This window comes from Natrialbaceae archaeon AArc-T1-2 (genome assembly GCF_030273315.1).
Taxonomy (GTDB): domain Archaea; phylum Halobacteriota; class Halobacteria; order Halobacteriales; family Natrialbaceae; genus Tc-Br11-E2g1.
Genome location: NZ_CP127174.1, coordinates 1,663,756 through 1,690,096 on the forward strand (window position 1 = coordinate 1,663,756; position 26,341 = coordinate 1,690,096).

General features: G+C 65.2%; 30 protein-coding genes and 1 tRNA gene. 16 read left to right on the top strand and 15 right to left on the bottom strand.

The annotated features are described in order from the left end of the window. Positions 1–110: 110 nt before the first annotated feature. From QQ977_RS08575 to QQ977_RS08585, 3 genes are all read right to left on the bottom strand, one after another. A complete protein-coding gene (locus QQ977_RS08575; RefSeq protein WP_285925276.1) occupies positions 111–1,310 on the bottom strand; it encodes a CARDB domain-containing protein in 1,200 nt (399 codons plus the stop codon). A gap of 73 nt (positions 1,311–1,383) precedes the next feature. Continuing rightward, positions 1,384–1,926, bottom strand: a complete 543-nt coding sequence (locus tag QQ977_RS08580) for a hypothetical protein (RefSeq protein ID WP_285925277.1) — start codon at positions 1,924–1,926, stop codon at positions 1,384–1,386. A gap of 234 nt (positions 1,927–2,160) precedes the next feature. Further along, on the bottom strand, positions 2,161–2,295 hold the full coding sequence (locus QQ977_RS08585) for a hypothetical protein (protein WP_285925278.1): 135 nt from the start codon (positions 2,293–2,295) through the stop codon (positions 2,161–2,163). A gap of 512 nt (positions 2,296–2,807) precedes the next feature. Here QQ977_RS08585 and QQ977_RS08590 point away from each other — a divergent pair. From QQ977_RS08590 to QQ977_RS08605, 4 genes are all read left to right on the top strand, one after another. Further along, positions 2,808–3,344, top strand: coding sequence for a DUF7344 domain-containing protein (locus tag QQ977_RS08590; protein ID WP_285925279.1), 537 nt, complete (start codon positions 2,808–2,810; stop codon positions 3,342–3,344). A gap of 2 nt (positions 3,345–3,346) precedes the next feature. Continuing rightward, positions 3,347–3,874, top strand: a complete 528-nt coding sequence (locus QQ977_RS08595) for a hypothetical protein (protein WP_285925281.1) — start codon at positions 3,347–3,349, stop codon at positions 3,872–3,874. Positions 3,875–4,060: 186 nt separating this feature from the next. Next, positions 4,061–4,387: a hypothetical protein gene (locus QQ977_RS08600; RefSeq protein ID WP_285925282.1), complete on the top strand. Its 327-nt coding sequence runs from the start codon at positions 4,061–4,063 to the stop codon at positions 4,385–4,387. A gap of 3 nt (positions 4,388–4,390) precedes the next feature. Further along, on the top strand, positions 4,391–6,205 hold the full coding sequence (locus QQ977_RS08605; protein WP_285925283.1) for a ribosome biogenesis/translation initiation ATPase RLI: 1,815 nt from the start codon (positions 4,391–4,393) through the stop codon (positions 6,203–6,205). Here the strand turns inward: QQ977_RS08605 and QQ977_RS08610 are convergent, their stop codons facing one another. Further along, a complete protein-coding gene (locus QQ977_RS08610; protein ID WP_285925284.1) occupies positions 6,206–6,856 on the bottom strand; it encodes a class I SAM-dependent methyltransferase in 651 nt (216 codons plus the stop codon). It lies immediately after the preceding gene. A gap of 43 nt (positions 6,857–6,899) precedes the next feature. After that, a complete protein-coding gene (locus tag QQ977_RS08615; RefSeq protein WP_285925285.1) occupies positions 6,900–7,421 on the bottom strand; it encodes an archaemetzincin family Zn-dependent metalloprotease in 522 nt (173 codons plus the stop codon). A 39-nt stretch (positions 7,422–7,460) separates the two neighbouring features. Between QQ977_RS08615 and QQ977_RS08620 the strand changes: the two genes are divergently transcribed. From QQ977_RS08620 to QQ977_RS08630, 3 genes are all read left to right on the top strand, one after another. After that, complete coding sequence (locus tag QQ977_RS08620; protein WP_285925286.1) at positions 7,461–7,889, top strand: UPF0146 family protein; 429 nt, start codon at positions 7,461–7,463, stop codon at positions 7,887–7,889. 50 nt (positions 7,890–7,939) lie between these two features. Then, complete coding sequence (locus tag QQ977_RS08625; RefSeq protein ID WP_285925287.1) at positions 7,940–8,164, top strand: hypothetical protein; 225 nt, start codon at positions 7,940–7,942, stop codon at positions 8,162–8,164. A gap of 83 nt (positions 8,165–8,247) precedes the next feature. Continuing rightward, entirely contained in the window at positions 8,248–9,126 is an 879-nt protein-coding gene (locus QQ977_RS08630) for a TIGR01548 family HAD-type hydrolase (RefSeq protein WP_285925288.1), read from the top strand. A gap of 12 nt (positions 9,127–9,138) precedes the next feature. On the opposite strand, the gene QQ977_RS08635 is transcribed toward QQ977_RS08630, so the two are convergent. Further along, positions 9,139–9,390 carry a hypothetical protein gene (locus tag QQ977_RS08635; protein ID WP_285925289.1) on the bottom strand — a complete coding sequence of 84 codons (252 nt, stop codon included), beginning with the start codon at positions 9,388–9,390 and terminating at the stop codon, positions 9,139–9,141. Between the two features lie 201 nt (positions 9,391–9,591). On the opposite strand from QQ977_RS08635, the gene QQ977_RS08640 reads away from it, so the two are divergent. Next, positions 9,592–10,356: an SIMPL domain-containing protein gene (locus tag QQ977_RS08640; RefSeq protein WP_285925290.1), complete on the top strand. Its 765-nt coding sequence runs from the start codon at positions 9,592–9,594 to the stop codon at positions 10,354–10,356. A gap of 71 nt (positions 10,357–10,427) precedes the next feature. Further along, complete coding sequence (locus QQ977_RS08645) at positions 10,428–11,966, top strand: FAD-dependent oxidoreductase (protein ID WP_285925291.1); 1,539 nt, start codon at positions 10,428–10,430, stop codon at positions 11,964–11,966. Positions 11,967–12,050: 84 nt separating this feature from the next. Here QQ977_RS08645 and QQ977_RS08650 read toward each other — a convergent pair whose 3' ends face one another. Beyond that, positions 12,051–12,899 carry a glycerophosphodiester phosphodiesterase gene (locus QQ977_RS08650; RefSeq protein ID WP_285925292.1) on the bottom strand — a complete coding sequence of 283 codons (849 nt, stop codon included), beginning with the start codon at positions 12,897–12,899 and terminating at the stop codon, positions 12,051–12,053. A gap of 47 nt (positions 12,900–12,946) precedes the next feature. Then, positions 12,947–13,423 (bottom strand): hypothetical protein, encoded by a 477-nt coding sequence (locus QQ977_RS08655; RefSeq protein ID WP_285925293.1) that lies wholly within the window; start codon positions 13,421–13,423, stop codon positions 12,947–12,949. 235 nt (positions 13,424–13,658) lie between these two features. On the opposite strand from QQ977_RS08655, the gene QQ977_RS08660 reads away from it, so the two are divergent. Genes QQ977_RS08660 through fabG form a run of 5 tightly spaced genes read left to right on the top strand, consistent with a single transcriptional unit; the run spans position 13,659 to position 17,342 of the window. Further along, the gene (locus tag QQ977_RS08660; protein WP_285925295.1) at positions 13,659–13,895 is read left to right on the top strand and encodes an acyl carrier protein; all 237 of its coding nucleotides are present in this window, start codon (positions 13,659–13,661) and stop codon (positions 13,893–13,895) included. Beyond that, positions 13,895–15,112, top strand: coding sequence for a beta-ketoacyl-[acyl-carrier-protein] synthase family protein (locus QQ977_RS08665; RefSeq protein ID WP_285925296.1), 1,218 nt, complete (start codon positions 13,895–13,897; stop codon positions 15,110–15,112). Before QQ977_RS08660 ends, QQ977_RS08665 begins: the two co-directional genes overlap by 1 nt. An 18-nt stretch (positions 15,113–15,130) precedes the next feature. Next, on the top strand, positions 15,131–15,631 hold the full coding sequence (locus QQ977_RS08670) for a holo-ACP synthase (RefSeq protein ID WP_285925298.1): 501 nt from the start codon (positions 15,131–15,133) through the stop codon (positions 15,629–15,631). Further along, complete coding sequence (locus QQ977_RS08675; RefSeq protein ID WP_285925301.1) at positions 15,628–16,584, top strand: ACP S-malonyltransferase; 957 nt, start codon at positions 15,628–15,630, stop codon at positions 16,582–16,584. The genes QQ977_RS08670 and QQ977_RS08675 overlap by 4 nt, the downstream gene beginning before the upstream one ends. Further along, positions 16,581–17,342 carry a 3-oxoacyl-ACP reductase FabG gene (gene fabG, locus QQ977_RS08680; RefSeq protein ID WP_285925303.1) on the top strand — a complete coding sequence of 254 codons (762 nt, stop codon included), beginning with the start codon at positions 16,581–16,583 and terminating at the stop codon, positions 17,340–17,342. Before QQ977_RS08675 ends, fabG begins: the two co-directional genes overlap by 4 nt. Before the next feature lie 434 nt (positions 17,343–17,776). On the opposite strand, the gene thsA is transcribed toward fabG, so the two are convergent. The 5 genes from thsA to QQ977_RS08705 all read right to left on the bottom strand — a co-directional run bounded on the left by thsA (position 17,777) and on the right by QQ977_RS08705 (position 23,401). Beyond that, the gene (gene thsA, locus QQ977_RS08685) at positions 17,777–19,453 is read right to left on the bottom strand and encodes a thermosome subunit alpha (protein ID WP_285928686.1); all 1,677 of its coding nucleotides are present in this window, start codon (positions 19,451–19,453) and stop codon (positions 17,777–17,779) included. 184 nt (positions 19,454–19,637) lie between these two features. Next, on the bottom strand, positions 19,638–20,195 hold the full coding sequence (locus tag QQ977_RS08690) for a KH domain-containing protein (RefSeq protein ID WP_285925305.1): 558 nt from the start codon (positions 20,193–20,195) through the stop codon (positions 19,638–19,640). Between the two features lie 97 nt (positions 20,196–20,292). After that, complete coding sequence (locus tag QQ977_RS08695; RefSeq protein ID WP_285928687.1) at positions 20,293–20,505, bottom strand: metallophosphoesterase family protein; 213 nt, start codon at positions 20,503–20,505, stop codon at positions 20,293–20,295. Positions 20,506–20,529: 24 nt separating this feature from the next. Further along, entirely contained in the window at positions 20,530–21,474 is a 945-nt protein-coding gene (locus tag QQ977_RS08700; protein ID WP_285925307.1) for a hypothetical protein, read from the bottom strand. A 142-nt stretch (positions 21,475–21,616) separates the two neighbouring features. Further along, positions 21,617–23,401 carry a helicase C-terminal domain-containing protein gene (locus tag QQ977_RS08705; RefSeq protein ID WP_285925309.1) on the bottom strand — a complete coding sequence of 595 codons (1,785 nt, stop codon included), beginning with the start codon at positions 23,399–23,401 and terminating at the stop codon, positions 21,617–21,619. Between the two features lie 145 nt (positions 23,402–23,546). Between QQ977_RS08705 and QQ977_RS08710 the strand changes: the two genes are divergently transcribed. Together QQ977_RS08710 and QQ977_RS08715 are read left to right on the top strand one after the other, a co-directional pair. Further along, a complete protein-coding gene (locus QQ977_RS08710; RefSeq protein WP_285925310.1) occupies positions 23,547–23,741 on the top strand; it encodes a DUF7511 domain-containing protein in 195 nt (64 codons plus the stop codon). A 128-nt stretch (positions 23,742–23,869) separates the two neighbouring features. Continuing rightward, positions 23,870–23,957, top strand: a tRNA-OTHER gene (locus QQ977_RS08715). A 164-nt stretch (positions 23,958–24,121) separates the two neighbouring features. Here the strand turns inward: QQ977_RS08715 and QQ977_RS08720 are convergent. Together QQ977_RS08720 and QQ977_RS08725 are read right to left on the bottom strand one after the other, a co-directional pair. Beyond that, positions 24,122–24,775 (bottom strand): GNAT family N-acetyltransferase, encoded by a 654-nt coding sequence (locus QQ977_RS08720; RefSeq protein WP_285925311.1) that lies wholly within the window; start codon positions 24,773–24,775, stop codon positions 24,122–24,124. A gap of 146 nt (positions 24,776–24,921) precedes the next feature. Beyond that, positions 24,922–26,340: an ATP synthase subunit B gene (locus QQ977_RS08725; protein ID WP_285925312.1), complete on the bottom strand. Its 1,419-nt coding sequence runs from the start codon at positions 26,338–26,340 to the stop codon at positions 24,922–24,924. Position 26,341: the final 1 nt, after the last annotated feature.

Below are 26,341 nucleotides of genomic sequence, written 5' to 3' on the forward strand. Positions count from 1 at the left end.
CGAGTCGGCCGGCGACGGCGCGACTCGTCCCGTCCACGCCCCCTCGTTTCATTTCCACGAACTATCAGTCGTATATTACAATCCAACACGTCTAAACGTTACGGCCGGACTCACTCGCTTTTCGGGTCGGTCCAGGTCGGATCCCATACCGCTCGGTGGCGTTTCGCAATCGGGGCCAGAAACAACAACCCGGCCGCAAGCGGCGGGGCGACGGCCGCCGCGGTCGACGTCGAGAGCTCGCGGTCGACGACGGTGATCTCCTCGTCGTCGCTCACCGTCACCGTTCCCGCCACCGTGCCGTCGACCGCGAGTTCGTACGTGCCCGGCTCCTCGAGGACCCACTCGAAGCTCACCGTCGTCTCCTCGTCGGGCTCGAGGGCGAGCGTCTGGGTGTCGACGACGGTCCCGCCGACCGCGAACTCGGCCGTCGCCTCGCCGGCCCGGTCGCCCTCGTTCTCGTAGGTCGCCTCCACGACGACGGGTTCGCCCGGCTCGAGTTCGGCTGCGTCGACCGCGGCGTCCGAGAGGACGAGAGCGGGTCCGTCCTCGGCCACGTCGACCGTCTCGGCCTTCCCGTCGACCTCGAGTCCAACGGCACCCGGCTCGTCGAGCGTCCGCTCGAACGTCACCGTCTCGACCTCACGCGGTGCGATCGTCACCGACTCGCGGTCGACGACGATCCCGTCGACGGTCAACTCCGCGACGACCGTCCCCGACTCCCCGCCCGCGTTTCGGTAGGTCGCCGTCACCTCGAGGTCGTCCCCGACGAGCGGATCGGTCGGCGTCACCTCGAGGTCGGTCGCCTCGATCGACGCGGCGGAGGCCCCGTCTCGGGTTCCGCCTCCGGCACCGTCGTCGCTCTCGGGCTCCTCGTCGTCCTCGGACAGGACGTGCACCGTGAACGTCTCCGTGCCCGCGTCCGCGACGTGTGTGTCGACCGCGACGCCGACCGTAACGGTGTCGCCGGGGGCGGGCTCGAGTCTCGAGTCGTTCGTCACCTCGCTGCCGTCGGCGTAGAAGGCCACCCCGTCGACGTCGTGGTCGATCCAGATTTCCTCGAGGTCGTCTGCGTCCTCGCCGACGGTGATCGTAAACACGTCCGCGAACGTCGTCTCGGCGTCGTCGTTCAACGCCCCGAACGCGAGCTCGAGTTCGCCGTCCTCGAGGGTGACGTAGTCGTCGTCGACGGGCTCGAGGACGACCTCGTCGCTGGCCGGATCCTCACCCACCGTGATCGCCGCGGTCGGGACTGCGAGCGCGAGGAGAAAGCAGATTGTGGCGGCGGTGAGCAGGATTTTGGTAGACGGCATTTCCCCAACACGTATTTGGCAAGTTGGTCTGAGGGGATTGGGGCCGGATTTCGCTTATAACTTCGTTAGTGGATTACTCAGTATTAGTATCAAATGCGTAGATTGTTAGCTCCTGATTATCTTCACCTGGATCCGTCGTGGTATCCACTTCAACATTCACATCGACGGAATCCCCGTCGGAGAGCTCGTAATAGTCACCGCCGTTGGTCTCTGCTAGTGTGAACGTAACCTCACCCACATCATTAAACTCAACAGTTGCGGATTCGGAATGATCATCGCCCTCACGGTCACCGAAGCTCACTTCAATATCTTCATCATCAGCAGCGTTGTTAGTCAGGGTCAGCACACCCTCGACATTCGTGATTGCATTGTCGTTGAATCCATCAGTGTGATCCGAACCCTCAAGACTGATCTCGACGGCGTCTTCTTCTGCACCATCAGCCGCATAGTCACTATCCACGGATATTCCGAGGAAAGCATCCTCGTCACCAGCAGTATCAACACTCACCGTTCGATTGGCTTCCACACTACTAAACGCGCCCGTCCCGAGCGCGGCTCCGCCACCGGCGACGATCGTTCCCAATCCGATCAGCACATTGCGTCGGTTCATTGTCATGGGTATGGTCTCCGTTCGGTCGTGGCTGGCACCCATCTCCGCCGGGTGCCGCCCGACCGTCTACTCCTACGTAGTGGCTACACCCCCTTTGTATTGAGTCTCGAGACCGTCTACAGACCGAGTAATACTCGAACGCTGAACGAAGAAACCGGTTTCAAGACCGTCTTGAACGGCCGAAATCGGCCGTCTCGAGCAGTTCGTGATCCTATCGGTACCGTGTCACATACCCTCGAGTCACAGTCGATTCCCGCCACGGTCGGTCGTGAGCTCGAGCGCTGCCGTCGGCGTGACTTCCAGCGGTAGCCCCCGACGCTCGAAGCCGACGGCAGCGCCGTCGAACGGGGCGATAGTGCGACGGTAAGTACACACCACGCACGTGTCACCCGCGTGTACGTTCTCTGACGCCCGTGCCTTCGTCGCTGGAACTGCGTCGAAAGGTGGCAGGTCCCAACCCCATCGACGCTCGGCGACGGCTGTGGCTGTGGTTCGCCAGACTCCTCGTTCCGACCCCGGCCAGGACGATCCCCGGACACCCCCACGAGTTGGTGGTCACCCGTTCGTCGTATAATTTGTGGCCGAAATGGGGACAGCGTTCAGATTACGCGCTTTCGGGAGCAGATCGATTGGGATCGATCGGGCCAGGGGTTTTCGTGGTGGTCGTGTCGACGACACATAACTCGGAGTAGTATCCGAGATGGCCGAAATGGGAGCCGATACCACTGTGGGGACAGCCCCTGGCGGTCGAAACCGCCTTCAATCCGGGCTTGAGGACCGCTGTGAGGCCTGTCGTCGGCACAGGCCGTGCCTGAATGATATGTGATATCGACTGACAGTACAGAACACTTATTCATCGTCCGTTCGTCAGTTCTAGTTGGGATCCGATGGGGACACAGGGTGAGACACGTCCGGGACGCGGGGAGATCTTCGACCTGCTGAGTAACCACCGTCGCCGGTACGCGATCCACTACTGCAAACGCGAGGACGAGCCCGTCGAACTCGGGGACCTGGCCGAACACGTCGCCGCCTGGGAACTGGACAAGGAGATCGAGGAGCTGACCTCGAGCGAGCGAAAGCGCGTCTACACGGCCTTGCAACAGCAACACCTGCCCACGCTCGAGCGTGCGAACATGATCGAGTTCGAGGATCACACCGTCGAACTCACCGACGGGGCCGAACAACTCGAGGTCTATCTCGACGTCGTCCCCGAGGAGTCGATTCCCTGGGGGCTGTACTACGTCGGCCTCTCGGTGCTGGCTGGTGTGGTGATGGGTGGGCTCTGGCTCGAGGTCATCCCGACGGGGACGATTCCGGAACTGGGCTGGGCAACGCTGTTGATCGCGCTGTTTGCGGGATCGGCGATCGTCCACGTGGTTCAGAATCGACGGATGCGGCTGGGCGAGATGGAGAAACCACCGTAATCATGACACGAATACTCACTGTCGTCGCGGTCGGGTTGATCGTTCTGGGAGCGGTGGCTATGGCCGGGCCGACGTTCGGGTTTAGTACGATTGCATCTGATCGAGGAGTGCAGGTAAGCACTGCCGAAGGAGAAGACGCGTACCTCGGCATGGTCTCCACTGATAACGAGATCGACAACGAAGACGGAGTTGAAGTCGCTACGCTGTATAATAATCTTTATTCGGATATGGACTCAGTTGAGGTTGAAGTTGATATTGAGAATGACGACGATGAACTAGAAACTATCGATCCTCCTTCCGAGATTGGTGCAGAAGATGACGATGCAGTTGAGGTAGCATGTGAAGAGGTTCATGGCAACGGAGGGGAAGGTGAAGCCACTATTACTGTTACTGTTGAAGCAGTCGCTAACGGGGTAACGATTACAGATGCCTCGCTTGAGGATGAGTTTGAGTACGACTGCCACCCAGGGGATGACCCTCCCGAAGATCCCCCAGGTCAAGGGGATGACACTCCCGGTAACGGTCCTTAATACAATTAAGCTATAGGGAGTCTGTGATAATTGGCGATTTGTAAACATATTAATCCTCAATTTCTATGAGGTTATATAACATTCATAGAATATTATGCCATCTCTGAATCGTACAACAGTGATCCAGAATACGCTCTTCGAGACCAACCCGAACGCCTTTTCACGTCCGCCCGCGGACAACGAGTCATGTCGACGGAATCGATGAGCGACCGACGCGAGCACGTCCGCTCGGTCGGCGTAACGGCACTGTCGGCCCTGATCGGCGTCGGGGCGGCACTGCTGTCTGCGGCGATCACAGCAGACGCGCCGACGGCGGAGGCGGCAGCGACCGACACGACCGCCTACATCGTCGTTTTCACCGCGATCATCGCCCAGTTTCCCCTGTTGCAGCTGACGGGCGTCTACGACGACGAGGAGTTCGGCCCGAAACACTACCTGTTCCTCACCTTCATGACCTTCTCGCTGTGGTTCGTCGTGTGGGGGATCTTGCTCACCGTCGAGTACGGTGGCTAATCCATGGCCGAGGACAGTATCGCCGTCGTCGACCTAGAGCGGTGTCAGCCCGACCGGTGTAACTACGAGTGCAAGAACTACTGCCCGCCGAATCGCACCGGTAAGGAGTGTATCACGCTCCGTGGCGAGGAGACGGACCAGGGCCAGCCCGACCAGATCCAGATCTCCGAGGAGATCTGTCTGGGCGAGAGCTGTGGCATCTGCGTCGAGAAGTGTCCGTTCGACGCGATCGAGATCATCAACCTGCCCCAGGAACTGCAGGACGACCCGGCCCACCGCTACGGCGAGAACGCCTTCTCGCTGTACGGCCTGCCGGCTCCACAGGAGGGGAAGGTGACCGGTATCCTCGGTCCCAACGGGATCGGGAAGACGACCGCCGTCCGCATCTTAGCCGGCGAACTCGAGCCGAATCTCGGTCGCCACGAGGAGTCGCCGGGCTGGGACGAGGTGCTCGAGGCCTATCGAGGCACCGAGTTGCAAGATTACATCGCGGACGTCCGCGACGGCGAGGTGACCGTCGCCCGCAAGCCCCAGTACGTCGACCAGATCCCCGAACAGTTCGACGGCAACACCCGGGAGCTGCTCGAGCGGACGAACGAACGCGGAGCGCTGGCGTCGCTGGTCTCCCGGCTCTCGATCGAGCCCGTCATGGACCACTCGATCGACGATCTCTCCGGCGGGGAGCTCCAGCGGGTCGCTCTCGCGGCGACGCTGGCTCGTGACACCGACTTCTACTTCTTGGACGAGGTTACCCCCTACCTCGACATCGGTCAGCGCGTGACCGCCGCCCGGCTCATCCGCGAACTCGCCGAGGAGGAAGGTAAGTCGATGCTCGTGGTCGAACACGACCTCGCGATCCTCGACTTACTCGCGGATACGCTTCACGTCGCCTACGGTGAGCCCGGGGCCTACGGTGTCGTAACGACGCCGAAATCGGTCCGCAACGGGATCAACGAGTATCTCTCGGGCTATCTGGAGAACGAGAACATGCGGATCCGTCCGAACCCGATCGAGTTCGAAGAACACGCACCCCGGACGGCGACCCACGGCGACGTCCTGATCGAGTACCCCGATCTCACCAAGAGCTACGGCGAGGGCGAGTTCAGCCTCGAGGTCGAGGGCGGCAAGATCAACGAGAACGAGGTGCTCGGCATCGTCGGGCCGAACGGGATCGGGAAGTCCACCTTCGCGAAGCTGCTGACCGGAAACCTCGAGCCCGACGAGGGCGACGCCGACCTCGACCTCGAGATTTCCTACAAGCCCCAGTACGTCACCATCGATCAGCATATGCGGGTCGACGCGTTCCTCTCCTCGATCACGGATCAGTTCGGTTCGTCGTACTGGAACACCGAGATCGCCCAGCCGCTGCAACTCGAGCGGATCATGGAACAGACCCTCTCGGATCTCTCCGGTGGGGAACGCCAGCGGGTCGCGATCGCCGCCTGTCTCTCCGACTCGGCGGATCTGTACCTGCTCGACGAGCCCTCTGCACACTTAGACGTCGAACAGCGCGTCCAGGCCACCAGTGCGATTCGCCGGTACGCCGAACAGCAAGACGCTACCGTGCTCGTGATCGATCACGACATCTACATGATCGACCTGCTCGCCGACCGGCTGATGGTCTTCGACGGCGAGCCGGCCGCTCGGGGTCACGCCGGGACGCCACAGCCGATGCGTGACGGGATGAACGAGTTCCTCGCGAACCTCGAGGTCACGTTCCGCCGGGACGAACGCACGTCCCGGCCGCGGATCAACAAACCCGACTCGCAACTGGATCGCGAACAGAAACGCGACGGCGAGTACTACTACGCGCCCTGATTACGGCGTCGGACGCGCTTTGATCACGGCGAACAGCCCCTCGCCGTGGCCCTCCCGAACGTCGGCGTCCTCGAGGGAGGGTGCCTCGAGTGTGGCCGGTTCCTCGAAGACCGTCTGCCAGCGGCCCTCGAGTTCGAAGCCGGCCGCCTTGAGGGCGTCACACACCTCGCTCGCGGCCAGGAACTCGGCGTCGGCGTAGAACGGATTCTCGTCTTTGTGCTCCTCGTAGACCTGTCCGATCGGACTCGAGCAATCCAGCGTGCCGATCACGCACACGCCGTCGTCGGCGAGCGCTCGACGGGCTTCCGACAGCGTCGCGTCGACGTCGTCGACGAAACACAGCGTCGCGACGACGAGGGCAACCTCGAGGGTGTCGTCCGCGATCGGCAACTGCTCTGCGACGCCACGAACGGATTCGATGCCACGGTCGCGGGCGAACTCGAGGGGCGTCTTCGCGGGATCTACCCCGACGGGGATCGAGAGCGGAGCGGCGAAACGGCCGGTGCCGACACCGATCTCGGCGGCGTGGTCGAATGTCTCGGGAAGCGCCCGCTCGAGGGCGGCCTGTTCGGAGCGGTACGCGCCAGCGTTTGCCTCGTACCAGCCGTCGTACTCCTCGGTGAGGGTTTCGAATGGGGCGGTGGTCGACATCGACCGATACGTCTCGATGGAGCTACAAGAGTTCGGGGGTGGGTCAGTCGACGATCCGCCGACAGCTGCCACACAGGTTCTCCTCTTTGATGTCGACCTCGCGGACGGTCGGAGAGAAGTTCATCACGCAACGTTGATTGTCACAGTGTTCGAGCCCCCGCGTGTGACCGATCTCGTGGACGATCTCCTTGCGGACGCGGTCTTCGAAGATGCTCGCGGCGCTTTTGTTCGAGAAGCCGCCGTCCGAGGAGGTCTGCAGCCGATAGGTCGAGACCACGCTGCCGCTGCCGTCCAGATATGCGAGTCCGAAGACGTAGTTCCGGCGACGGTAGTAGAGATCGTGTGAGGTGATCCCAATGTTTTTCTCGCCGCGGCCGACGCGTTCTGCGAGCTGGATGAAGTTCTCGGCGCAGTACTGGTTCCGGCCGGCGTCGTAGGCACCGTTTGGAACCGACTGGGAGTCGTTGACCGTGACCTCACAATCGTAGACCGATCGCAGCCCCTCCGAGGCGGCTCGCTTGACCTCCGCGGGGACGTTGCCGACCGGCACGATGTCGACGAGCATGACAATACCTTTGGCCGCCCGAAGCTTAAACGTCCCGCTGTGGGGCGCTTCCGACGAACTGTCGAGGCAATCGCCGAGTATCTCGAGTCTTACGACCGGCTCGTCGAGGTCGGGGTCGGGAACAGGCCGGCCGTCGCAGCCGAACTCGTCGAGCGAGGCTGTGTCGTCACCGCGACGGACGTCCACCCGCGCGAGACGTCTGACGGCGTCACCTTCGTCGAGGACGACGTCGTCGAGCCCGAGATCGACGTCTACGCGGACGCGGACGCGATCTACGCGCTGAACCTGCCGCCGGAGCTTCACCGGCCGACGCTTGCGGTCGCCCGCCGGGTCGACGCCGACTGCTGGTTTACGACGCTTGGTGGCGACCAGCCGGCGGTTCCGGTCGAGCGACGGACGATTCCCGGGGATACGCTGTACGTCGCTCGAGACGGCTCCGATAACGCGACGTCGACACACGGCGGCTGATGGACAGGGCCTTTTATGTTTGCTCGGCAAGAGCTTCAGGACGAGTCACGATGGACGCGTCCACGCTACAGTCGAAACTCGAGGAAGCAGGTGAGATCATGGTCGCTGTCGGGGAGTTCGAGGAACCGCTCGAGTTACACCTCCACGACACCGAGATCGAAGAGGAAACGATCACGCTCGAACTCGCAGACGGCACACTCGAGTTCGACGCCGACGAGGTCACGGGCGTCTGGCACCACTGTCACTCGCTGGACGATTACGGCCTCGGCGACTGAACCGGTCTCGACCACCCGTTTTTGCAACCGCGATCGGACGGGAAGTCGACACGCCCAAAGCCTTTGCCCACTTCGTCCCCGCTATGAACGCAGACGCCGTCGTCCTCGACGTAGACGGCGTGCTCGTGGACGTCGCCGACTCCTACCGGCGTGCGATCCTCGAGTCCGTCGAGTACGTCTACGACCGGACGATTCGCAGAGACGACATCCAGCAGTTCAAAGACGCGGGCGGATTCAACAACGACTGGGAACTCACCGACGCCGCTGCCCTGTACGTGCTGGCGACCGCCGAAGGATACGGGGCGTCTATCGATGAATTCACCGACGCCATCGCAGCCGAGGGCGGCGGGCTCGAGGCCGCCGAGGCCGTCGTCCGGGCGGAACTCGACGCACGCACAGCCCAGCGGGTCTTCGAGCGGTGGGATCGCGACCGCCTTCGGGACGTCTTCCAGCAGCTCTACCTGGGCGAAGAGCTCTATCGTGCCCTCGAGGGCGGCGAACCCGACCTCGAGACGCGGGGGTTCATCCACGACGAGCCGGTGCTTCTCGAGGCGGACACCCGCGATCGGCTGACCGAGACCTACGACGTCGGCGTGTTGACGGGCCGACCGGAAGCCGAGGCGGAGATCGCCCTCGAGCGAGTCGGACTCGAGATCCCGCTCGAGCATCGGTTCACGATGGACGACTGGGAGGAAGGGAAACCTCACCCTCGTGCGCTGACGACGCTTGCCGAGCGGTTCGACGCCGACGCCGTCGCCTTCGTCGGCGACACCTTAGACGACGTTCGGACGGCGGTCAACGCGAGCGAGGCCGACCCGGCGCGGGCGTACCACGGCGTCGGCGTACTGACCGGCGGGTTGACCGGCGAGGAGGGTCGTCGCAAGTACGACCGCGAGGGTGCAAGCGCCGTCCTCGAGTCGGTCAACGACCTGCCGGACGCGCTCGAGTCCCGGTCCCGGTGAGCGCAGTGCGTGTCACTCGATCAATCCGGCCCGAACGGCGCTTTTGACGACGGCGTAACAACCCGCGGTGGCGAGCGCGGCGAGGATCACCGTCCCCTCGCCGGCACCGACCTCGAACACCACGACGGAACCGATCACGAGCCAGAGCGAAAACAGCAGAACGTCCGTGGCAAGTCTCGAGAACGGCCGTCCCAGCCGGATCGAGTCGACGACGAGGACGGCCGCGAACAGGCAGGTGACCGACCAGAGGACGGTGGCGATCATCGTCGTTCGTTCACATATCACATTCGGATATACAGTTCTTCCGGCGACCGTTACACCTGGTCGTGGTCCGGTCACCGTCACTATGGTAGTGACTCGGCCGCGACGACCGCGCGATCGTTGTATCGACGGCCGTCTGCCGTCGGTAAAACGGCTCTTTTACCTTTAGGGCGTTTGATAACACTGGCTCGCGACGGTAGGCGTATGAGACGACGACGGCTTCTCCTCGCAAGCGCCACCGCAGCGGCGGGTGCGTTCGCGGGCTGTCTCGGAAGCGCAGACGAAGGAACCCCCGCCAATCGCGACGAGAGCGACTCGCGAACGATCGCGGTCGACGAGTCCGGCACGGTCGAGACTGAACCCGATCTCGCGGTCGTCGGCGTCGCCGTCGAAGCGACCGGCGACGACGCGGACGCGGTCCGGGACGAACTCGCGACCCGATCCGAGGAACTCGAGGACGCCCTGCTCGCGTTCGGGATCGACGACGACGATATCACGACGACACGGTACGACATTAGCGAACGCTCCCGCCCACCCCGTCCCGAGCCGTCCCCCGACGACGTCGAGACCGACGACGGGCCGCGCTACGAGGGCGTCTACGCGTTCCGCGTCGAATTCGCCGACGTCGACGAAGTCGGCGCGCTGATCGACGCCGCGGTCGACGGCGGTGCAGACGATGTCGGGCGGATCGAATTTACTCTCTCCGAGGAGAGACGCGAGACGTTGCGCGAGCAAGCCCTCGAGGAGGCCCTCGCGGACGCCCGGTCGGAGGCCGACGTAATCGCGGTCGAACTCGATGCCGACGTGATTGAGGCGAAACGGGTCGACGCCACGGGGGGACGGTTCCGTGCAACGTACGCCGAAGCAGACGTTGCGGCTGACGACACAGCAGATACTCCCGAGACGGAGCTACACCCCGACGACGTGACGGTCAGCGCGAGCGTCACGGTCGAGTATACGATCGCGTGACGAGAGCGCGATTACCGGGCCTGCCGTTTCGGACGCCCGTTTTTTGCCCCGTCGTGTCGTACGGCGGCAGTATGCACGACGAGTTTACCCGCGGCTCCGGCAGCCTCCCCGGCGAGGCGACCTCGCCGTGGCTCGCGACGACCGCCGACGCGGGATACGATGCCCTCGAGGGCGATCTCGCGGTCGACGTCGCCGTCGTCGGCGCGGGAATTGCGGGGCTCTCGACTGCAGCGGTCCTCGACGAGCGGGGGGCGTCGGTCGCCGTCCTCGAGCGCGACCGGATCGCGACGGGAATCACGGGCAAGACGACCGCGAAGGTGACGAGCCAACACGGGCTGATCTACGACCACGTTCGTCGTGAGTTCGGCCGAAAGCGAGCCCGTCAGTACGCCGAAGTGAACGAGGCGGCGATCGAGACGGTCGCCGACAGAATCGACGACCTCGAGGTCGACTGCGGGTTCCGTCGAGCACCGGCGTACGTCTACGGCGACGACCGCGACGCGATCGAACGCGAAGTCGACGCCGCCCAGGGTGCCGGCCTGCCCGCGTCCTTCGTCACCTCGGTGCCGCCGTTCGACCGAGCTACGTGTGCGGTCCGGTTCGAGGACCAGGCCTGTTTTCACCCGCGAAAGTACCTCCTCGCACTCGCCGACGCGCTGTCGGAGTCGGGCGTCGAACTCTACGAACACACCCGCGTCACCGACGTCGACCCCGGCTCTCCGTGTCGTCTCGAGACACCCGATGGGATGGTGACGGCCGACCACGTCGTCCTCGCGACCGGCTTTCCCGTCCTCGACCGGGCGGGGTACTTCGCCCGGCTGCACCCGAAACGGTCCTACGTCCTCGGGCTCCGGACCGACGCCGATCCGCCGAGCGGGATGTACTACGACGCCAGCGAGCCCTACCGGTCCGTCCGTACTCACCGCGACGCGGACGGCACGCTCGTGCTCGTCGGCGGCGAGAACCACAAGACCGGCCAGGGCGGTTCGGCGGTCGAGCGGTACCGTCGCCTCGAGCGCTGGGCACGCGATCGGTTCCCGGTCGAATCGATCGACTACCGCTGGTCGACCCAGGACTACGTGCCGGCCGACAAGGTCCCCCTGATCGGCCGGGCCGGTCCGACCGCGTCGAACGTCTACGTCGCGACCGGCTTTCGCGGCTGGGGGATGACAAGCGGCGTGGCGGCCGGCCGGCTGCTCGCCGACGCGATCGACGGCGTCGACCGTCCGGCGCTCGACCTGTACGATCCGCTCAGGTTCACCCCGAAGACCTCCGTCGCCGATACGGTCACCGAAAACGCCGACGCGGCGAGCCAGTTCGCCACCGACTGGGCCCGGACCCTCCTCTCTCCCGACCGCGAGTCGATCGGCCGCGGCGAGGGACGAGTGATTCGCGAACGCTCGAAGCCGATCGCGGCTGCCCGCGACGACGACGGCGACCTCCACACCGTCTCCGCCGTCTGTACGCACATGTACTGTCTGCTCGAGTGGAACGACGCCGAAGCGAGCTGGGACTGTCCCTGCCACGGCTCGCGGTTTTCCCCCGACGGCGAGGTGCTCGAGGGACCGGCGACCGACGATCTCACGGACGTCGACCCCGGTCTCGAGTGATGCGGGTTCCCAGAGAGTGACCGGTGCTCAGTTCGGTCGGCCAGCAGTCGACCGCCAGCGTCCTCGGTACGCCGTTTCTGGCAGCTATCGATGCGATCGATTCTCTCCCCGGTCGGCACTTTTTCCAAGCCCCGGGTAGTCCGCGATGATCCCGTCGACGCCCACACGGCGGAGTTCGTCGAACTGCACCCACGTCTCGACGGTCCAGACGTTGACGGTTCGTCCCTCCTCGTGAGCGACCTCGAGGACGTCGACCGACGGCTCGCTTGCCGGATAGCCGCCGTAGCGCTCGTCGACCGTCGCCGTCCCGGCGATCGCGTTCCGTGGCGGATGGATCGCCTCGCAGTCGTACCGACGGGCGATCGCGATCCCGTCCTCGAGCGAGTCCCAGACGAGCGCAGCCGTGGCGTACTCGGGGGAGACGTCACGAAGCGCTGCCAGAGCGCCTTCACAGAACGACGAGAACAGGATCTCGCCGCCGAAATCGTCGCAGTCGTCGACGACGCGCTCGACGAACGGTTCCCACAGATCGCGTCGACGACTCCGTTCGTCCTCGGGGAGCGACTCGCCGACTCGCAAGTCTTTCGTCCCCGGGTTCTTCAGCTCGACGTTGATGGCCATCGTTTCGGGGACGGCAGCAAATAACGCCGCGAGCGTCGGCACCGTCTCGCCGCTGTCGAGGACGTCGGCGGCACGGACGTCCTCGAGGGGCGTCTCCCACACCAGCCCTGCAGCGTCGGTGAGCGCTCGCCCGTCGCGGCGGCCGTCGAGTCGGGCGTCGTGAACGACCACGGGCGTCCCGCAGGCGGCGGGCTGGACGTCGATCTCGAGCGCCGTCGCCTCGCACTCGGCGGCGAACTTGGCGGCGGCGACGGTGTTTTCGGGGGCGACCCCGGCGAAACCCCGGTGGGCGATGACGGCAGGCTCGTCCATCGACGTACCGGTTGCACGCCGGCACAGAAGGAATTTGTCGCTCGTCGCTACGCCGAGACGTCGAACTCGGAGCCGACGTCATCGGCGGCGTCGGAGACGCTCGTCTCGAACCGTTCGTGGGCCTCGAGTGCGGCGTCGAAGCCCTCGTCGACGGCCTCGAGGTAGGACGCGGCGAGCTCGTCGTAGACCGCGTCGGACTCCTCGAGCGCGTCGGCGATCGCCTCGAACGACTGGCGCTGGCTCTCGGTCGCGGCGTCGAAACTCTCGTCGACGATCTCCCGAAGCGTTTCGACGTCGGCGGCGTCTTCGGGCGCGTTGGCCTCGAACGCGTCGACGGAGGCGTGGACGGCGTCTCTCGTGAGCTCGGCGTTTTGCTCGAGAAGCGTCTCGGACGCCTGCAACGCGTCGGCGAACGCACCGAAGGAGGCCTCCTGGGCCTCGATCGCATCGCGGGTCAGCTGCTGGGTCTGTTCGATCGCGGTACGCTGTGTCTCGAAGACTGCGGTGAACGGGTTCTGTGTCATGGGTATCGAACGTCGATCCGACCGGTTTCCGCTCGCCCGCGCTATCACGCGACGGCGGCGGTCGCGGTCGAAATCGACCGTCGTCACCCGTAACGACGTGCTCGAGGGCCATAAATGCTGCCACTAGAAACCATCTAATGGCATAGAATGGAGAGACGTTCGGGCCGGTCGATTGTCGCTCGCGTTGCCGACTCGAGGAGTGACGTTTTTTACCGTGCGACGAACACGCTCCAGTATGTCAACGACGACTGAATCTACGGTTGACGAGATCGTCGCCGAACGGCTCGGACTGGCGGAATCGGCCTTCGACGACGAGACGCGATTCGAAGAGGACGTAGACGCGGAGTCGCTCGACCTCGTCGAACTCGCCGAGGCGGTCGAGGCCACCGTCGGCGTCCACGTGCCCGACGAGGATCTGGCCGACCTCGAGACCGTCGGCGAGTTCAAAGCGTACGTCGCCGAGCGGGCCTGATGAGTCGACGCGTCGCGATCACGGGCGTCGGGGCGGTGACCTCGATCGGGACGACGGCGACCGAGACGTGGACGGCGCTGTGCAACGGTGAAAGCGGTGCCGACCGCATCGGACGGTTCGATCCCGACGTGGCTGACCTGCGTGCACAGATCGCCTGCGAGGTCGACGCCACGCTCCCCGACCACGGAACCGACGACCGATCGACGGGTCGGGCCGCCGACTACGCCCTCGTGGCGGCTCGCGAGGCGATCGCCGACGCCGGCTTCGACCCCGACGAGCCCGACTGGGTGCCCGAACGGGTCGGGACGAGCGTCGCCTGCGCGCTCGGCGGCGTCTCCGAGTGTGAAGACGCCGCACGCGCTGACCGACGACCGTCACCGCGGTTTCTGTTGACGTACCTGCCGAGTCTGGTCTCGGGCCACCTGAGCATGGCGTTCGACGCGTGCGGTCCCGCACGCACGCAGGCCTCGGCCTGTGCCGCCGGTGCCTACGCTCTCGCCGACGCCGTAGACGACGTGCGAACCGGCCGGGCCGACGTCGTTCTCGCCGGCGGAGCCGAGGCCCCGATTTCACCCGTCGGCGTCGGCGGCTTCGACGCGATGCGGGCGCTGAGTACGCGCATCGACGAACCCGCCGCGGCGAGTCGGCCGTTCGACGCCGACCGCGACGGGTTCGTCCTCGGCGAGGGCAGCGGGATGCTCGTCCTCGAGGCCGCGTCCCACGCCCGCAGGCGAAACGCCCCGATCGACGCGTGGCTCTCCGGGACGGGCCTGACCGCCGACGCCCACCACCCCACCCGCCCCGCAGACGGCGGGACCGGCCTTCGGCGGAGTCTCGAGCGTGCGCTTGCCGACGCGGCCCTCTCACCCGACGCGATCGACGGCGTGCTCGCTCACGCTACGGGGACGCCGGCCGGCGACGCCGCGGAGGCGACCGCGCTGGGAGACGTCTTCGGCGACTGCCCTCCGACCACGAGCGTCAAGAGCCAGCTCGGTCACGCACTCGGCGCTGCGGCGGCGATCGAGGCCGTCGTCGCGACGACGAGTCTCGAGACGGGCGTCCTGGCGCCGACGATCAACTACGAGACGCCCGACCCCGACTGCGAACTGCCGGTCGTCACCGACCCGACTGACGCCGCCGTCGGGGCGATCGCGAGCACCGCCGCCGGATTCGGCGGGACGAACGCCACGCTCGTGTTCGAATCATCCGAATCCTGAACGACTGTACCACAACCCATGACGACAAACGACGTGGCCGAAATCGGACGAACAGCACGCGACCGACACGGGAACGCGACGGAAGACGCGCCGGGCGGTCCCTGGACCGCAAGCGGCGTCGACGTCGTCTCGATCTCCCGGATCGCCGACCTGCTCGAGGAGTTCGACCCCTCGTTCGCCGAGCGAGCGTTCACCGCCGCCGAACGAGCCTACTGCGATCGGCGGGTCGATCCCTCCCAGCACTACGCCGCTCGCTGGGCAGCCAAGGAGGCGTTTTACAAGACGCTGGCCGACCCCTCGCCGTCGATCCCGGCCGCCGAGATCGAGGTTCGTCGAGAGCCGACCGGTCCCCGACTCGAGCTCGGTCCGTCGGCGGCGACCGCACTCGCCGACCGACTCGAGGCTGCCGGCGTCGACCCCGATCGGACGGATCGATCGGTGAGCCTCAGCCACGACCGCGACCGGGACGTCGCCGTGGCACAGGTCGTCGTCGTCGGCGAACTGGAGGGAAGTCGATGACGACGACCGCGTTCGTCTTCCCCGGCCAGGGCAGCCAGCGACCGGGCATGGGAACCTCCTTTTACGACGCCTGGCCCGAGACCCGCGAGCGACTCGACGCGCTGTCGTCGTCACTCGGCGAGGATCTCGCCGATCTGTGTTTCGACGGCGACGCCGCATCCCTTCGGGAAACCCGGAACACCCAGCCCGCGCTGTTTTCGGTCGGGCTCGCGACCCTGGCCGGACTGCGTGCTCGCACCGACGGTCGGCCCGACTACGTCGCCGGCCACAGCCTCGGTCACTTCACCGCCCTCGCCGCGGCCGGCGCTCTCGAGCCCGCCGCGGGCGTCTCGCTCGTTCGCCAGCGGGGACGACTGCTCGCCGAAGCGGGCCGGCAGGCCGGACCCGGAACGATGCTCGCCGTCTTGCTCGCCGATCCCGAGGAGGTGGCCGCGACCTGTGCCGACCGCGACGACGTCGGTGTCGGGCTGTACAACGGCCCACGTCAGACCGTGATCAGCGGTACCCGCGAGGGCGTCGACGCCGTTCGGGCCGACCTCGAGGCGACGACTTGTGCCCGGTTTCGCGAACTCGAGGTCGCTACTGCTTTCCACTCGCCGGTGATGGAACCCGCTCGCGAGGCAGTCGACGAGGTCATGGCCGACGTCGCCCTCGAACCCGCCGACGTACCGGTCGTCTCGGACGTCTCCGGGCGTATCTACACGGATCCCGACGTCGCCCGTCAGGACCTGGCCGAGCAGGTGACTGCGCCGGTCGACTGGCACGGCGTCGTCGAAACACTCCGAGAGCGGGACGTCGACCGCTACGTCGTCTTCCCGCCGGCTGGGGCCCTCGCGAGCCTGGTCGAACGGATCGCCCCCGACGCCGAGGTGCTCGCGCTCGCGGAGCCGGGGGACGTGGCTGCACTCGAGTCCGAGGGTACCGGCGTCGAGGTGCGAGGTGAGGATGGATGAGTGAGCAGCCGGGACGGTTCGCGAACGAGGTCGCCGTCGTCACCGGCGGCACCCGTGGCATCGGTCGTGCCGTCGCCGAGCGATTCGCCGCCGGCGGTGCGACGACGATCGCTACCTACCGCGAAGACGAGGAGTCAGCACGCGAGGCCGCAGACGCGCTGGCGGGATACGACGCGCCCACGACGGTCGAACGGTTCGACGTGGCCGACTTCGACGCCGTACACGCGGCGTTCGAGGCGATCGCCGAGGCCTACGGCCGGCCGACGATCCTCGTCAACAACGCTGGCGTGATGGACAACGGGCTGCTCGTCCGGATGGACCCCGACCAGTGGAGACGCGTCCTCGAGACGAACCTCACGGGCGCGTTCAACTGCACCCGGGAAGCCGCCCGGCTGATGCTTCGAGGCGAGGGCGGTCGGATCGTCAACGTCGCGAGCGTCGCCGGGGTACAGGGCTGGGCCGGCCAGGCCAACTACGCCGCGAGCAAGGCCGGCCTGATCGGGTTCACGAAAGCCGTCGCGCGAGAACTCGGCGATCGCTCGATCCGGGTCAACGCGGTCGCACCGGGGTTCGTGGACACGGCGTTGTACGACGACCACGTCACCGGCGGCGACGAAGAATCGATCGCCGATCGGACTGCGAGCGGCCGCGTCGCCGATCCAGCGGAGGTCGCCGACGTGATCGCGTTTCTGGCGAGCGAGGAGGCCGTGTACGTAAACGGCTCGGTCTATCGGGTCGACGACGGGCTGATCGGTTGAGCTCGCCGACGTCTGCGATCGAGAAGCGTTGGTATCGATCGAACGGCGGTGCCGTCGTCGGGGCCGGCCGCTACAGGACTCCCAGAATCTCGAGTATCGGATGAATGAGAAGTTCGCCGAGGACTGCGAGGAATACGATCACCATTATCGCCGCGATCAGTAGTTCGAACACGGTAGTTCACCCAGTTCGGGGGTAGCTATTCGAAACATATAACGCTTTCATAATCCCTCGAGAGCCGTCACTCTCTGGTGAAAGACGAGAGAAAACGGCGTGGAGAAGTCGGAAATCGGTTTCGGTGGTGTCTTCGAACCGCTCCTACATCGCCTTGGCCGAGGAAACCTCGGCCGTGCAATGAAGTTTCTCCTGACGTCGCAACTTCTGGCTCACGGCTTCGCCGTTCGCCTTATCGAGGTCTCGCGTTGCTCGACCTCGCTTACATTGCGCCGCCCATGCCACCCATACCGCCCATGCCGCCCATGCCGCCGCCCATTCCGCCTGGGCCGCCAGCCGGCATGTCGTCGTCATCGTCGTCGTCGGTCTTGCCACCTTTGAGCTCGCCGGCCGCGATGACGTCGTCGATGCGAAGCAGCATGACGGCGGCTTCGGTGGCGGACTCGATGGCCTGGGTCTTCACGCGAAGCGGTTCGGAGACGCCCTCCGCTTCCATGTCGACGGTGTCGCCGGTGTAGGCGTCGAGTCCGGCACCCGTCTCGCCGGCGTCGTGGTCGGCACGCAGCTCCACGAGGGAGTCGATGGGATCCAGCCCGGCGTTCTCCGCGAGGGTACGCGGGATGATCTCGAGTGCGTCGGCGAAGGCCTCGACGGCGAGCTGTTCACGCCCGCCGACGGAGTCGGCGTAGTCACGCAGGGCAAGCGAGAGTTCGACTTCGGGTGCGCCGCCGCCGGACAGCACCTGCCCGTCCTCGACAGTCGTGCGAACGACGCCCAGCGAGTCCTCGACGGCGCGTTCGATCTCGTCGATGACGTGTTCGGTGCCGCCACGAAGGATCATCGTGACGGCTTTGGCGTCTTCGACGTCCTCGATGAAGATGCGCTGGTCGCCGCCGACGTCCTGTTGGGCGACGTGTCCCGCGTAGCCGAGGTCGTCTTCGGTGATGTCCTCGACCGTCGAGACGGGGCGGGCACCGGTCGCACGCGCGATGCGGCCCGCGTCCGAGTCTTTGACGCGGCGTACTGCGAGGATCCCCTCCTGGGCGAGGAAGTGCTGAGCCATGTCGTCGATACCGCCGTCGACGAAGACGACGTCTGTGCCGACGTCGACGAGCTGATCGACCATCTCCTCGAGCTGGGCCTCCTCCTGTTCGAGGAACTGCTGGAGCTGGTCGGGGTCGGTGACGTTGACCTCGGCGTCGATCTCCGTCTCCTTGACCTCGAGGGCGCCGTCGAGAATCGCCACGTTAGCGTCCTCGGCGAAGTACGGCATATTCTCGGAGACGCGCTCTTTGTCGACGATGACGCCCTCGACGAGTTCGGACTCGTCGATCGAGCCGCCGACGACCTTCTCGATGGCGACGTTGTCCGTGTCGATGCTGTCCTCGTCGGCGACCGCGCGGACGGCGTCGACGACGAGCTCGGCAAGCAGGTCTTTAGCGTTTTCTGCGCCCTTGCCAGTCATCGCCGTCGCGGCGATCTGGGTGAGAATCTCCTCGTCGTCGGGCTCGACATCGATGGCGATCTCCTCGAGCTCCTCGCGGGCCTGTTCGGCGGCCTGGCGGTAGCCCTGTGCGAGCGTCGAGGCGTGGATATCCTGCTCGAGCAGTTCCTCGGCGCGTTTGAGCAGTTCGCCGGCGACGACGACGGCGGAGGTGGTGCCGTCACCGACCTCTTCTTCCTGCGTTTCCGAGACCTCGACGATCATGTTGGCCGCCGGGTGGTCGATGTCCATCTCGGTCAGCAGGGTGACGCCGTCGTTGGTGACGACGACGTTGCCCGTCGAGTCGACGAGCATCTTGTCCATACCCTTGGGACCGAGTGTGGTCCGGACGGCTTCGGAGACGGCCTTGCCGGCCGTGATGTTCATCGACTGAGCGTCCTCTCCGGAGGTTCGCTGGCTCTCCTCGGAAAGTACGATGAGGGGCTGGTTACCCATCTGTTGTGCCATAGTCACTGGATGGATTGATTGCTATTCTATATAAATCATTCGCTACCGGGAGAGACAATCCGGACTCGCCTCCGTCGTCTCCTGGATTCGTCTCGACAGTAATCGGCGTATTTATATCTTCCATACGGACGGCCGCAGTTGGCGAGGTTCCGAGCGTGTGCGGGGCCGTCGATCAGGATTTGCCGCCGGGGAAGCGGTGGTACTCGAGTCCCTGATGTTTCATCTCGTTGTGTCTCTCCTCGAGGAAGGCGTACACCGCCCCGTGTGGTGCGCCGTCTAAGATCATCTCGGCGGCGCTGCGGACGGCCTCGACTTGCTGAGGGGTGCCGATGACCCCGAGCGTCGTGCCGTAGATGACGACCGACGCTCCGGTCAACTCCTCCATCAGTTCGCGAGTGCGGCCGTCTTCGCCGATGAGTCGACCCTTCTGTCGTTGTAGGTCGTTTTTGTTCCGCGCGGCTGCGTCGATGTCGACGACGTCGAACATCATCATGTCGTCCTCGAGCAAGTCCATCGCGTCGCCGGGAGCGAATCCTCGTCCGATCGCACGGACGATCTCGGGGCCTTTGAGGCCACGGACCGGATCGCCGACGGTTTCGATGGCGACCGAGCCGTTCTCGGAGTCGATGTCGAGTCGTACCTCCGCTCGCGCTTCGATCTCGCGCATCGTCTCGCCGCCCTCGCCGATGAGTGCGCCGATGCGGTCCTGCGGAATCTTCACGTGCTGCATACAATGTCGTACTCGCTCGGGCAGTTTAAGGGCTTGGACCGATCCCGTCGGGCGAACGCGGCGCTCGTGACGGCGACGATACGCGGCGTGGCTGTGACTACTCGAGAACGGACCGAAACTGTACTGACTCCGACAGCGTATCGAGGATCGCGACGGTCCGGTGGTCGTCGGGCACCGTCGGGAAGTGCGCGCCGGGGTTGACGACCGCCGTCCGACCGGTCTCGGTGTGTTCGCGTTCGTGGTGGTGACCGTAACAGACGTAGCTCGAACCCGTCGAAGAACTCGACCGTCGGCGGCGTCGACCTCGAATCCCGAGAGGCGCCGGAGCCGAGCGTTATCCGCCGCCGCAGTCGTCGTCGCCCGTTTTCTTCTCGAGTGCCCGTTCCAACAGCTCCTCGCGGTCGACGTCGTCCGGATCGAGCTTTCGGTGATCGACGTCGTCGACGTCGAGATCGCGTTTTCTCAGCTCTTCGAGATCACGTTTCTCTATCTTCTCGAGGTCGATCGCCTCGAGCACGGTGTGGGGATCACACAACTCTTCGGGATCGCTCTCCGCGCGGGCGATCTCCTCGTCGGCGTCGACGAGTCGCATCGTCGCTTCCCCGTCGGGAGCGTGTGCGAGGACGTACTCGCTCCCTCCTGCGGGAACGGTGATCGCTCCGTCGGTCGGTGGGGTGTAGTTCTCGAGGGTCCAGTCGTCGTCCGACCCGTCCGGATCGCCGTCGCCCGACGTACCGAGTACCCGCCGCCGGCAACCCTCGACGTCCGGGTGGTCACGAACGTCACCGCCGCCCGGTGCGACCGGCGTCTCCTCGAACAGCTCGACGGCGGTGATGATCGGCCCGGCAGGGAACTCGCCGAACTCGGCTTCGGCGGTGATCGTCCGTCGATCTTCGACCGGCCCGACCGGCCTGACGAAGGTCCCGACGCCGCCGTCTTCGGCGATGAACTCGGCGTAGAGGATCACGTCTGCGACGTCGCCCCGAATGACGACGGTTTCACAGTCGGGAAACGCGACGATCGGCTCTTCCGGTGGTCGCTTCCGGACGGTCCACTCGAGGTCGATTTGGCGGTCGGTGTCGTTGTCGATCCGGAAGATCGCGACGTCGACGGCTTTGACGGCGCACTCGAAGACGAGGTCGATCGCGTCGAGATCGACGTCTCTGCCGCCGTCGGACGCGACCGCCGAGATGCCGGCTGTCCCCGCACCGAAAAACGCACCCGCCGCCGCCAGGATCCGGATGCTGTCCCGCCGTGATGGCGGACCGTCGTCGGTCATGGTATGGCATCTGATCGGGCCCACCCTCTATTGTAATCGTTCCCGTACAAATGGAACACAACAGTCGGTGAACGGTAACGACCCGGCGCTGACTGGACACGAACTGACGCCGGCACGATCGGTATCGACGCCGTACACCGCACTAGCCGTCGGTTTCCCAGACGTCCGTCAGCGGGCTCGAACTCGACCCCGGGCTCTTCGATCGCCGCGACCGGCGACGCCGCGTCGTGTGATCGCTGTGGCTACTCGAGGCGCGTCTGTCGTTCTCGAGTGCTGTCTCGGGATCGAACGCCGGCAGCTCCGGTCGGCGCATGCGATCGACCTGGGCTGTGAACCAGTCTGGCATGTCCGTCCGGGCTCGTTCGAAGAGATCGAGCAGACTTTCGTCGGCGAGGTAAGTCGCTCCCCGGTCGTCGGGCGAGCGAACGACGCGTCCGCAGGCCTGGATCACGGTCCGTAACGCGGTCCGGTAGTACCACGCCCACTGACCCTGCTCGAGGCGGTGGGCGACCCGGGAGTCGCCCGTGTTGAGGAAGGGAGCCTTACACAGCACCTGGAACCGACAGCGCTCGCCCTCGAGGTCGAGTGCCTCTTCCATCTTCACCGAGAGGAAGACGTCGGGGTCGTCGCTCGCCTTCCAGGCCTCGAGTTCGGCGTCGCGGCGCTCGCGATTGTGTGTGCGGATCCGGTCGCCGACGCCGAAGTCACGAAGGAGCGAGGCGAGTCGCTCCTGGATGGCGTACGAGTGGGCGTGAACGAGCCCCTTCTCGTCGGGATGGCGTTGCATGATCCGGACGATCGTCCGGGCGACGTTGGGGAGCGTCTCCTCGCGGTGCTCGTAGGTCATCTTTCCCTGGGTGACGTCGTACAGCGGCCGGTGTTCGACGGGGAAGGTGTGGCCGACGTCGACTAAGGCGACGGTCGTGGGATCGAGCCCGACGCTCCGGCAGAACGCCGCCTTGTTCAGGATCGTCGCCGACAGCAGTGCGAACTTGTTCCCCCGGTCCCAGACCGTATGCTGGAGATAGCGGGCGGGGTCCATCGGCTTGATCGTGATCGGCCCCCCGCTGCCGTCGGCGTCGTCCCCGCTCGAGGACTCGGTCTGGTCGACCAGCCACGTCGTCGGACTCTCCGGATCCCGATAATCGGCGACGAACCACTCGAGGTCGCCGATCAGTTCCTGGAGGCGGTCGCGTTCGCGTGCGTCACCCGGGGTAAGCGTCTCCTGGGCGAGCAGGTCGTCCTTGCGACGGACACAGACCGATGCGAGGCTCTCGGCGTAGGAGACGGCACGCTCGACGTCGTCGATCTCGGGAATCCGCAACTCGTCCCAGATCGGAACGGTGCGGGGCCCGAGCTCGATCGTGGCGTACATCTCCGCCCACTCGGCCAGCCCGTGGGCCTCGTCGATCACGACGACGTCGCGTTTCCGGAAGACCTCGCTGCCTGCGGTCTGCATGAAGTACGCGAGCGTCATCGCCGCGATTGCCCGGTTCGAGGCGATCGCCCGGTCGGAGAAGTACGGACAGCGGTGTTTGACCGAGCAGTCGTAGCCCCGTTCGCGCACACACGGGGCCCGGTCGACCGGCGTCGCGCGCTCGTCGGGCAGGATGCAGGTGTAGTTCGACTTCCCCCGGACGACGTTGAGGTCGGCGAGCAGGTCGTCCTCGGCGACGTCGTCGAGCTGTGAAACCTGTGGCGTCGTGTAGTACGCCCCCGTCGCCTCGCTGGGGTCGGCCTCCTCGACCGTTCGGGCACAGCCGGCGATCGCTCGAGCCAGCAGCGACTTGCCGCTTCCGGTCGGTGCACGCACCAGTACGACGTCGTTTCCCGCACGGAAGGCGTCGCGAATGTCACGAAGCGCCCCCTTCTGGTTGCCACGATAACTCGGGGCGGGAAACGCCTCGAAGATGCGGTCCGGGTTCACCGTTCGATCTACGGGACGGCCGTCACCCTAAAGGCTACGAACCGTCTGTCAGATACACGAATCATCGTTACAGGCCAATTACGGTGCCGGGAGTAACGGCTATATACGATCGAATCCGTACGTACGACCACAGAAGGAACTCATAATGACTGGAACGTCAGAGTTACCGGAACGACAGGAGGCTGACGACGACACCCGGTTCGAGCACACGATCGTCGAGAACGACGACGGCGTCTCCGTGTGTACGATGTATCCCCCGGGGTGTGACGACGACCTGATGGCCACCCACTGGATCACCGCCCGAGACGAGTCCTTCGTCGCACTCGAGGAACACCGATGACGGCTCGAGCGATCCGCCACCGCGTCGGGACACGATGTTCGACGCCGCCATCCACGTCCGGCGATAATCGACGCCTTCCGTGAGTAGCCGTCGGATTACTAATACGAACGTCGCCTACCGAGAGGACAGGAAGGGTAGCTCAGCGGAAGAGCACCGCGGTGTCTTTGACACGCGGCGGCCAGCCGGCCACGTGGCGTTCGAATCCCACCCCTTCCGTTCGCCGGCCATTCGATCTTCCTCCTCCAACCGCCTCGTCGTTGCCGTAGTACGTACGCGTCCGGTCCAGAAACTCGGTCACGAGCAGTGGTTTTCCCTCACATACCACGACCACTACGGGTGTTTCAGTTATATCGACTCGCCGTCTCGACCGCTCCGTGAGGTCACTTCGGCCCGGCGGCGTACTCGTCGGCCGTGATCACGTACCGGTGGGCGTCGACGACCTCGTCGCCGTCAACCCGCCAGTTTCGGAGCCGACCGACGTACTCCCCGCCGTAGGCCTCGATGTACCGTTCGACCGCCCGGCGAGATCGCTCGTTCCCGTCCTGGTGAACGACTTCCACGATCTCGAGATCAAGTCGATCGAACGCCAGCGAAAGCAAGGCACCCGCGCGTTCGCCGGAGTACCCTCGCCCCCAGAACCGCCTGCGCAACCAGATCCCGAGCGTCCCGACCGATCGCTCCCGGTCGACCTCGAGCTTGGTCACCCCGGCCAGCTCGCCGGCGTCCGGTTCGGTCGTTCGTGGACGAACGACGTATCGAGCGACCGAACCCTCCGTCCACTCCCGTTCGAATCGGGCGAGCACGTCGGCAGTCTCCCGCGGCGTCTCGTCGGGTTCCCAGGGGAGATACTCGACGACGTCGTCGATACCGTCGCTCGAGCGGATGCGATGGAACTGGAGCGGATCGACGTTCTCACAGCACGCGCGCTCGAGCAGGAGCCTGTCGGTCGTGAGTCTCTCCGGGAAGCCGGGTCCGCTCTCCCTCGAAGCGGTCTCGGGAGCGGTTCGACCGATCCTGCGGCGTTCGAGTACCATCACCTCGCACGCGAACCGGCACCCACATACTTACTATGTGCTTAACCGGTTCCCAGAATCGAACGGTGTGCGAAGCGACCGTGTGAGCGTCGGTTACCGGCGAACGCACACGCGATCGAGCGTCGACACGAAAAGAATTGCCGGGATTAGTCGGCCTGAACGGCTTCGGCTTCCTCGGCGTCCTCGCGGTAGTGTTCCTCGATGAGGTCCTCGTCGACGCGGTTGAGTTCCTCCTTCGGGAGCATCGAGAGGAGGTCCCAGCCGATCTCTAAGGTCTCCTCGATGGAACGGTTGGTGTCGTACCCCTGCTGGACGAACTCCGTCTCGAAGCGGTCGGCGAAGTCGAGGAACTTGTTGTCACGCTCGGACAGCGCCTCGCGGCCGACGATGTTCACGAGGTCACGGAGGTCTTCACCCTCCGCGTACGCGGCGTACATCTGGTCGGAGACGTCGGCGTGGTCGGCGCGGGTCAGCCCCTCACCGATACCGTCGTCCATCAGCCGCGAGAGACTCGGCAGGACGTTGACCGGCGGCTCGATACCCTGGCTGTTCAGGTCCCGGTCCATCACGATCTGGCCCTCGGTAATGTAGCCGGTCAGGTCCGGGATCGGGTGCGTATCGTCGTCGCCGGGCATCGTGAGAATCGGAATCTGCGTGACCGATCCCTCACGGTCCTTGAGCCGACCCGCACGCTCGTAGAGCTGGGCCAGGTCGGTGTACATGTAGCCGGGGTAGCCACGCCGGCCCGGAACCTCCTCGCGTGCTGCACCGATCTCACGAAGCGCCTCACAGTAGTTCGTGATGTCGGTGAGGATGACGAGCACGTGGTAGTCCTTCTCGAAGGCCAGATACTCTGCCGTGGTGAGCGCGAGTCGCGGTGTGACCGTCCGCTCGACTGCGGGGTCGTCTGCGAGGTTCATGAAGACGACCGAGCGCTCGAGTGCGCCGGTGCGCTCGAAGTCTTGCATGAACTCGTTTGCCTCTTCCTGGGTGATCCCCATCGCGCCGAAGATGACTGCGAACTCAGAGCCTTCGCCCTCGTCTCCTTCTTCTTCTTCCGGCACCGTCGCCTGACGGGCGATCTGCAGGGCAAGCTCGTTGTGCGGCAGGCCGGAGCCGGAGAAGATCGGTAGCTTCTGGCCACGGACGAGGGTGTTCATGCCGTCGATGGCGCTCACGCCGGTCTGGATGAACTCCTCGGGGTACTCACGCGAGAAGGGATTGATCGCCTCGCCGACGATGTCCTGGCGGTCGTCCGGAACGATCTCCGGTCCACCGTCGATCGGGTTCCCCGACCCGTCGAGTACCCGCCCGAGCAGGTCCTCGGTGACGGGCATCTTCATCGTCTCGCCAAGGAACCGCACCGAGGCGTTTCGATCGATACCGCCGGTTCCCTCGAACACCTGGATCGAGACCAGGCCTTCCGAGGACTCCAGTACCTGTCCGCGTAGCGTCTCGCCGCCCGGCGTCTCGATCTCGACGATCTCGTCGTATCCGACCGGCTCGTCGACTTCGGCGAACACCAGCGGACCGCTGACTTCCGTAATCGTTTGGTATTCCTTCATG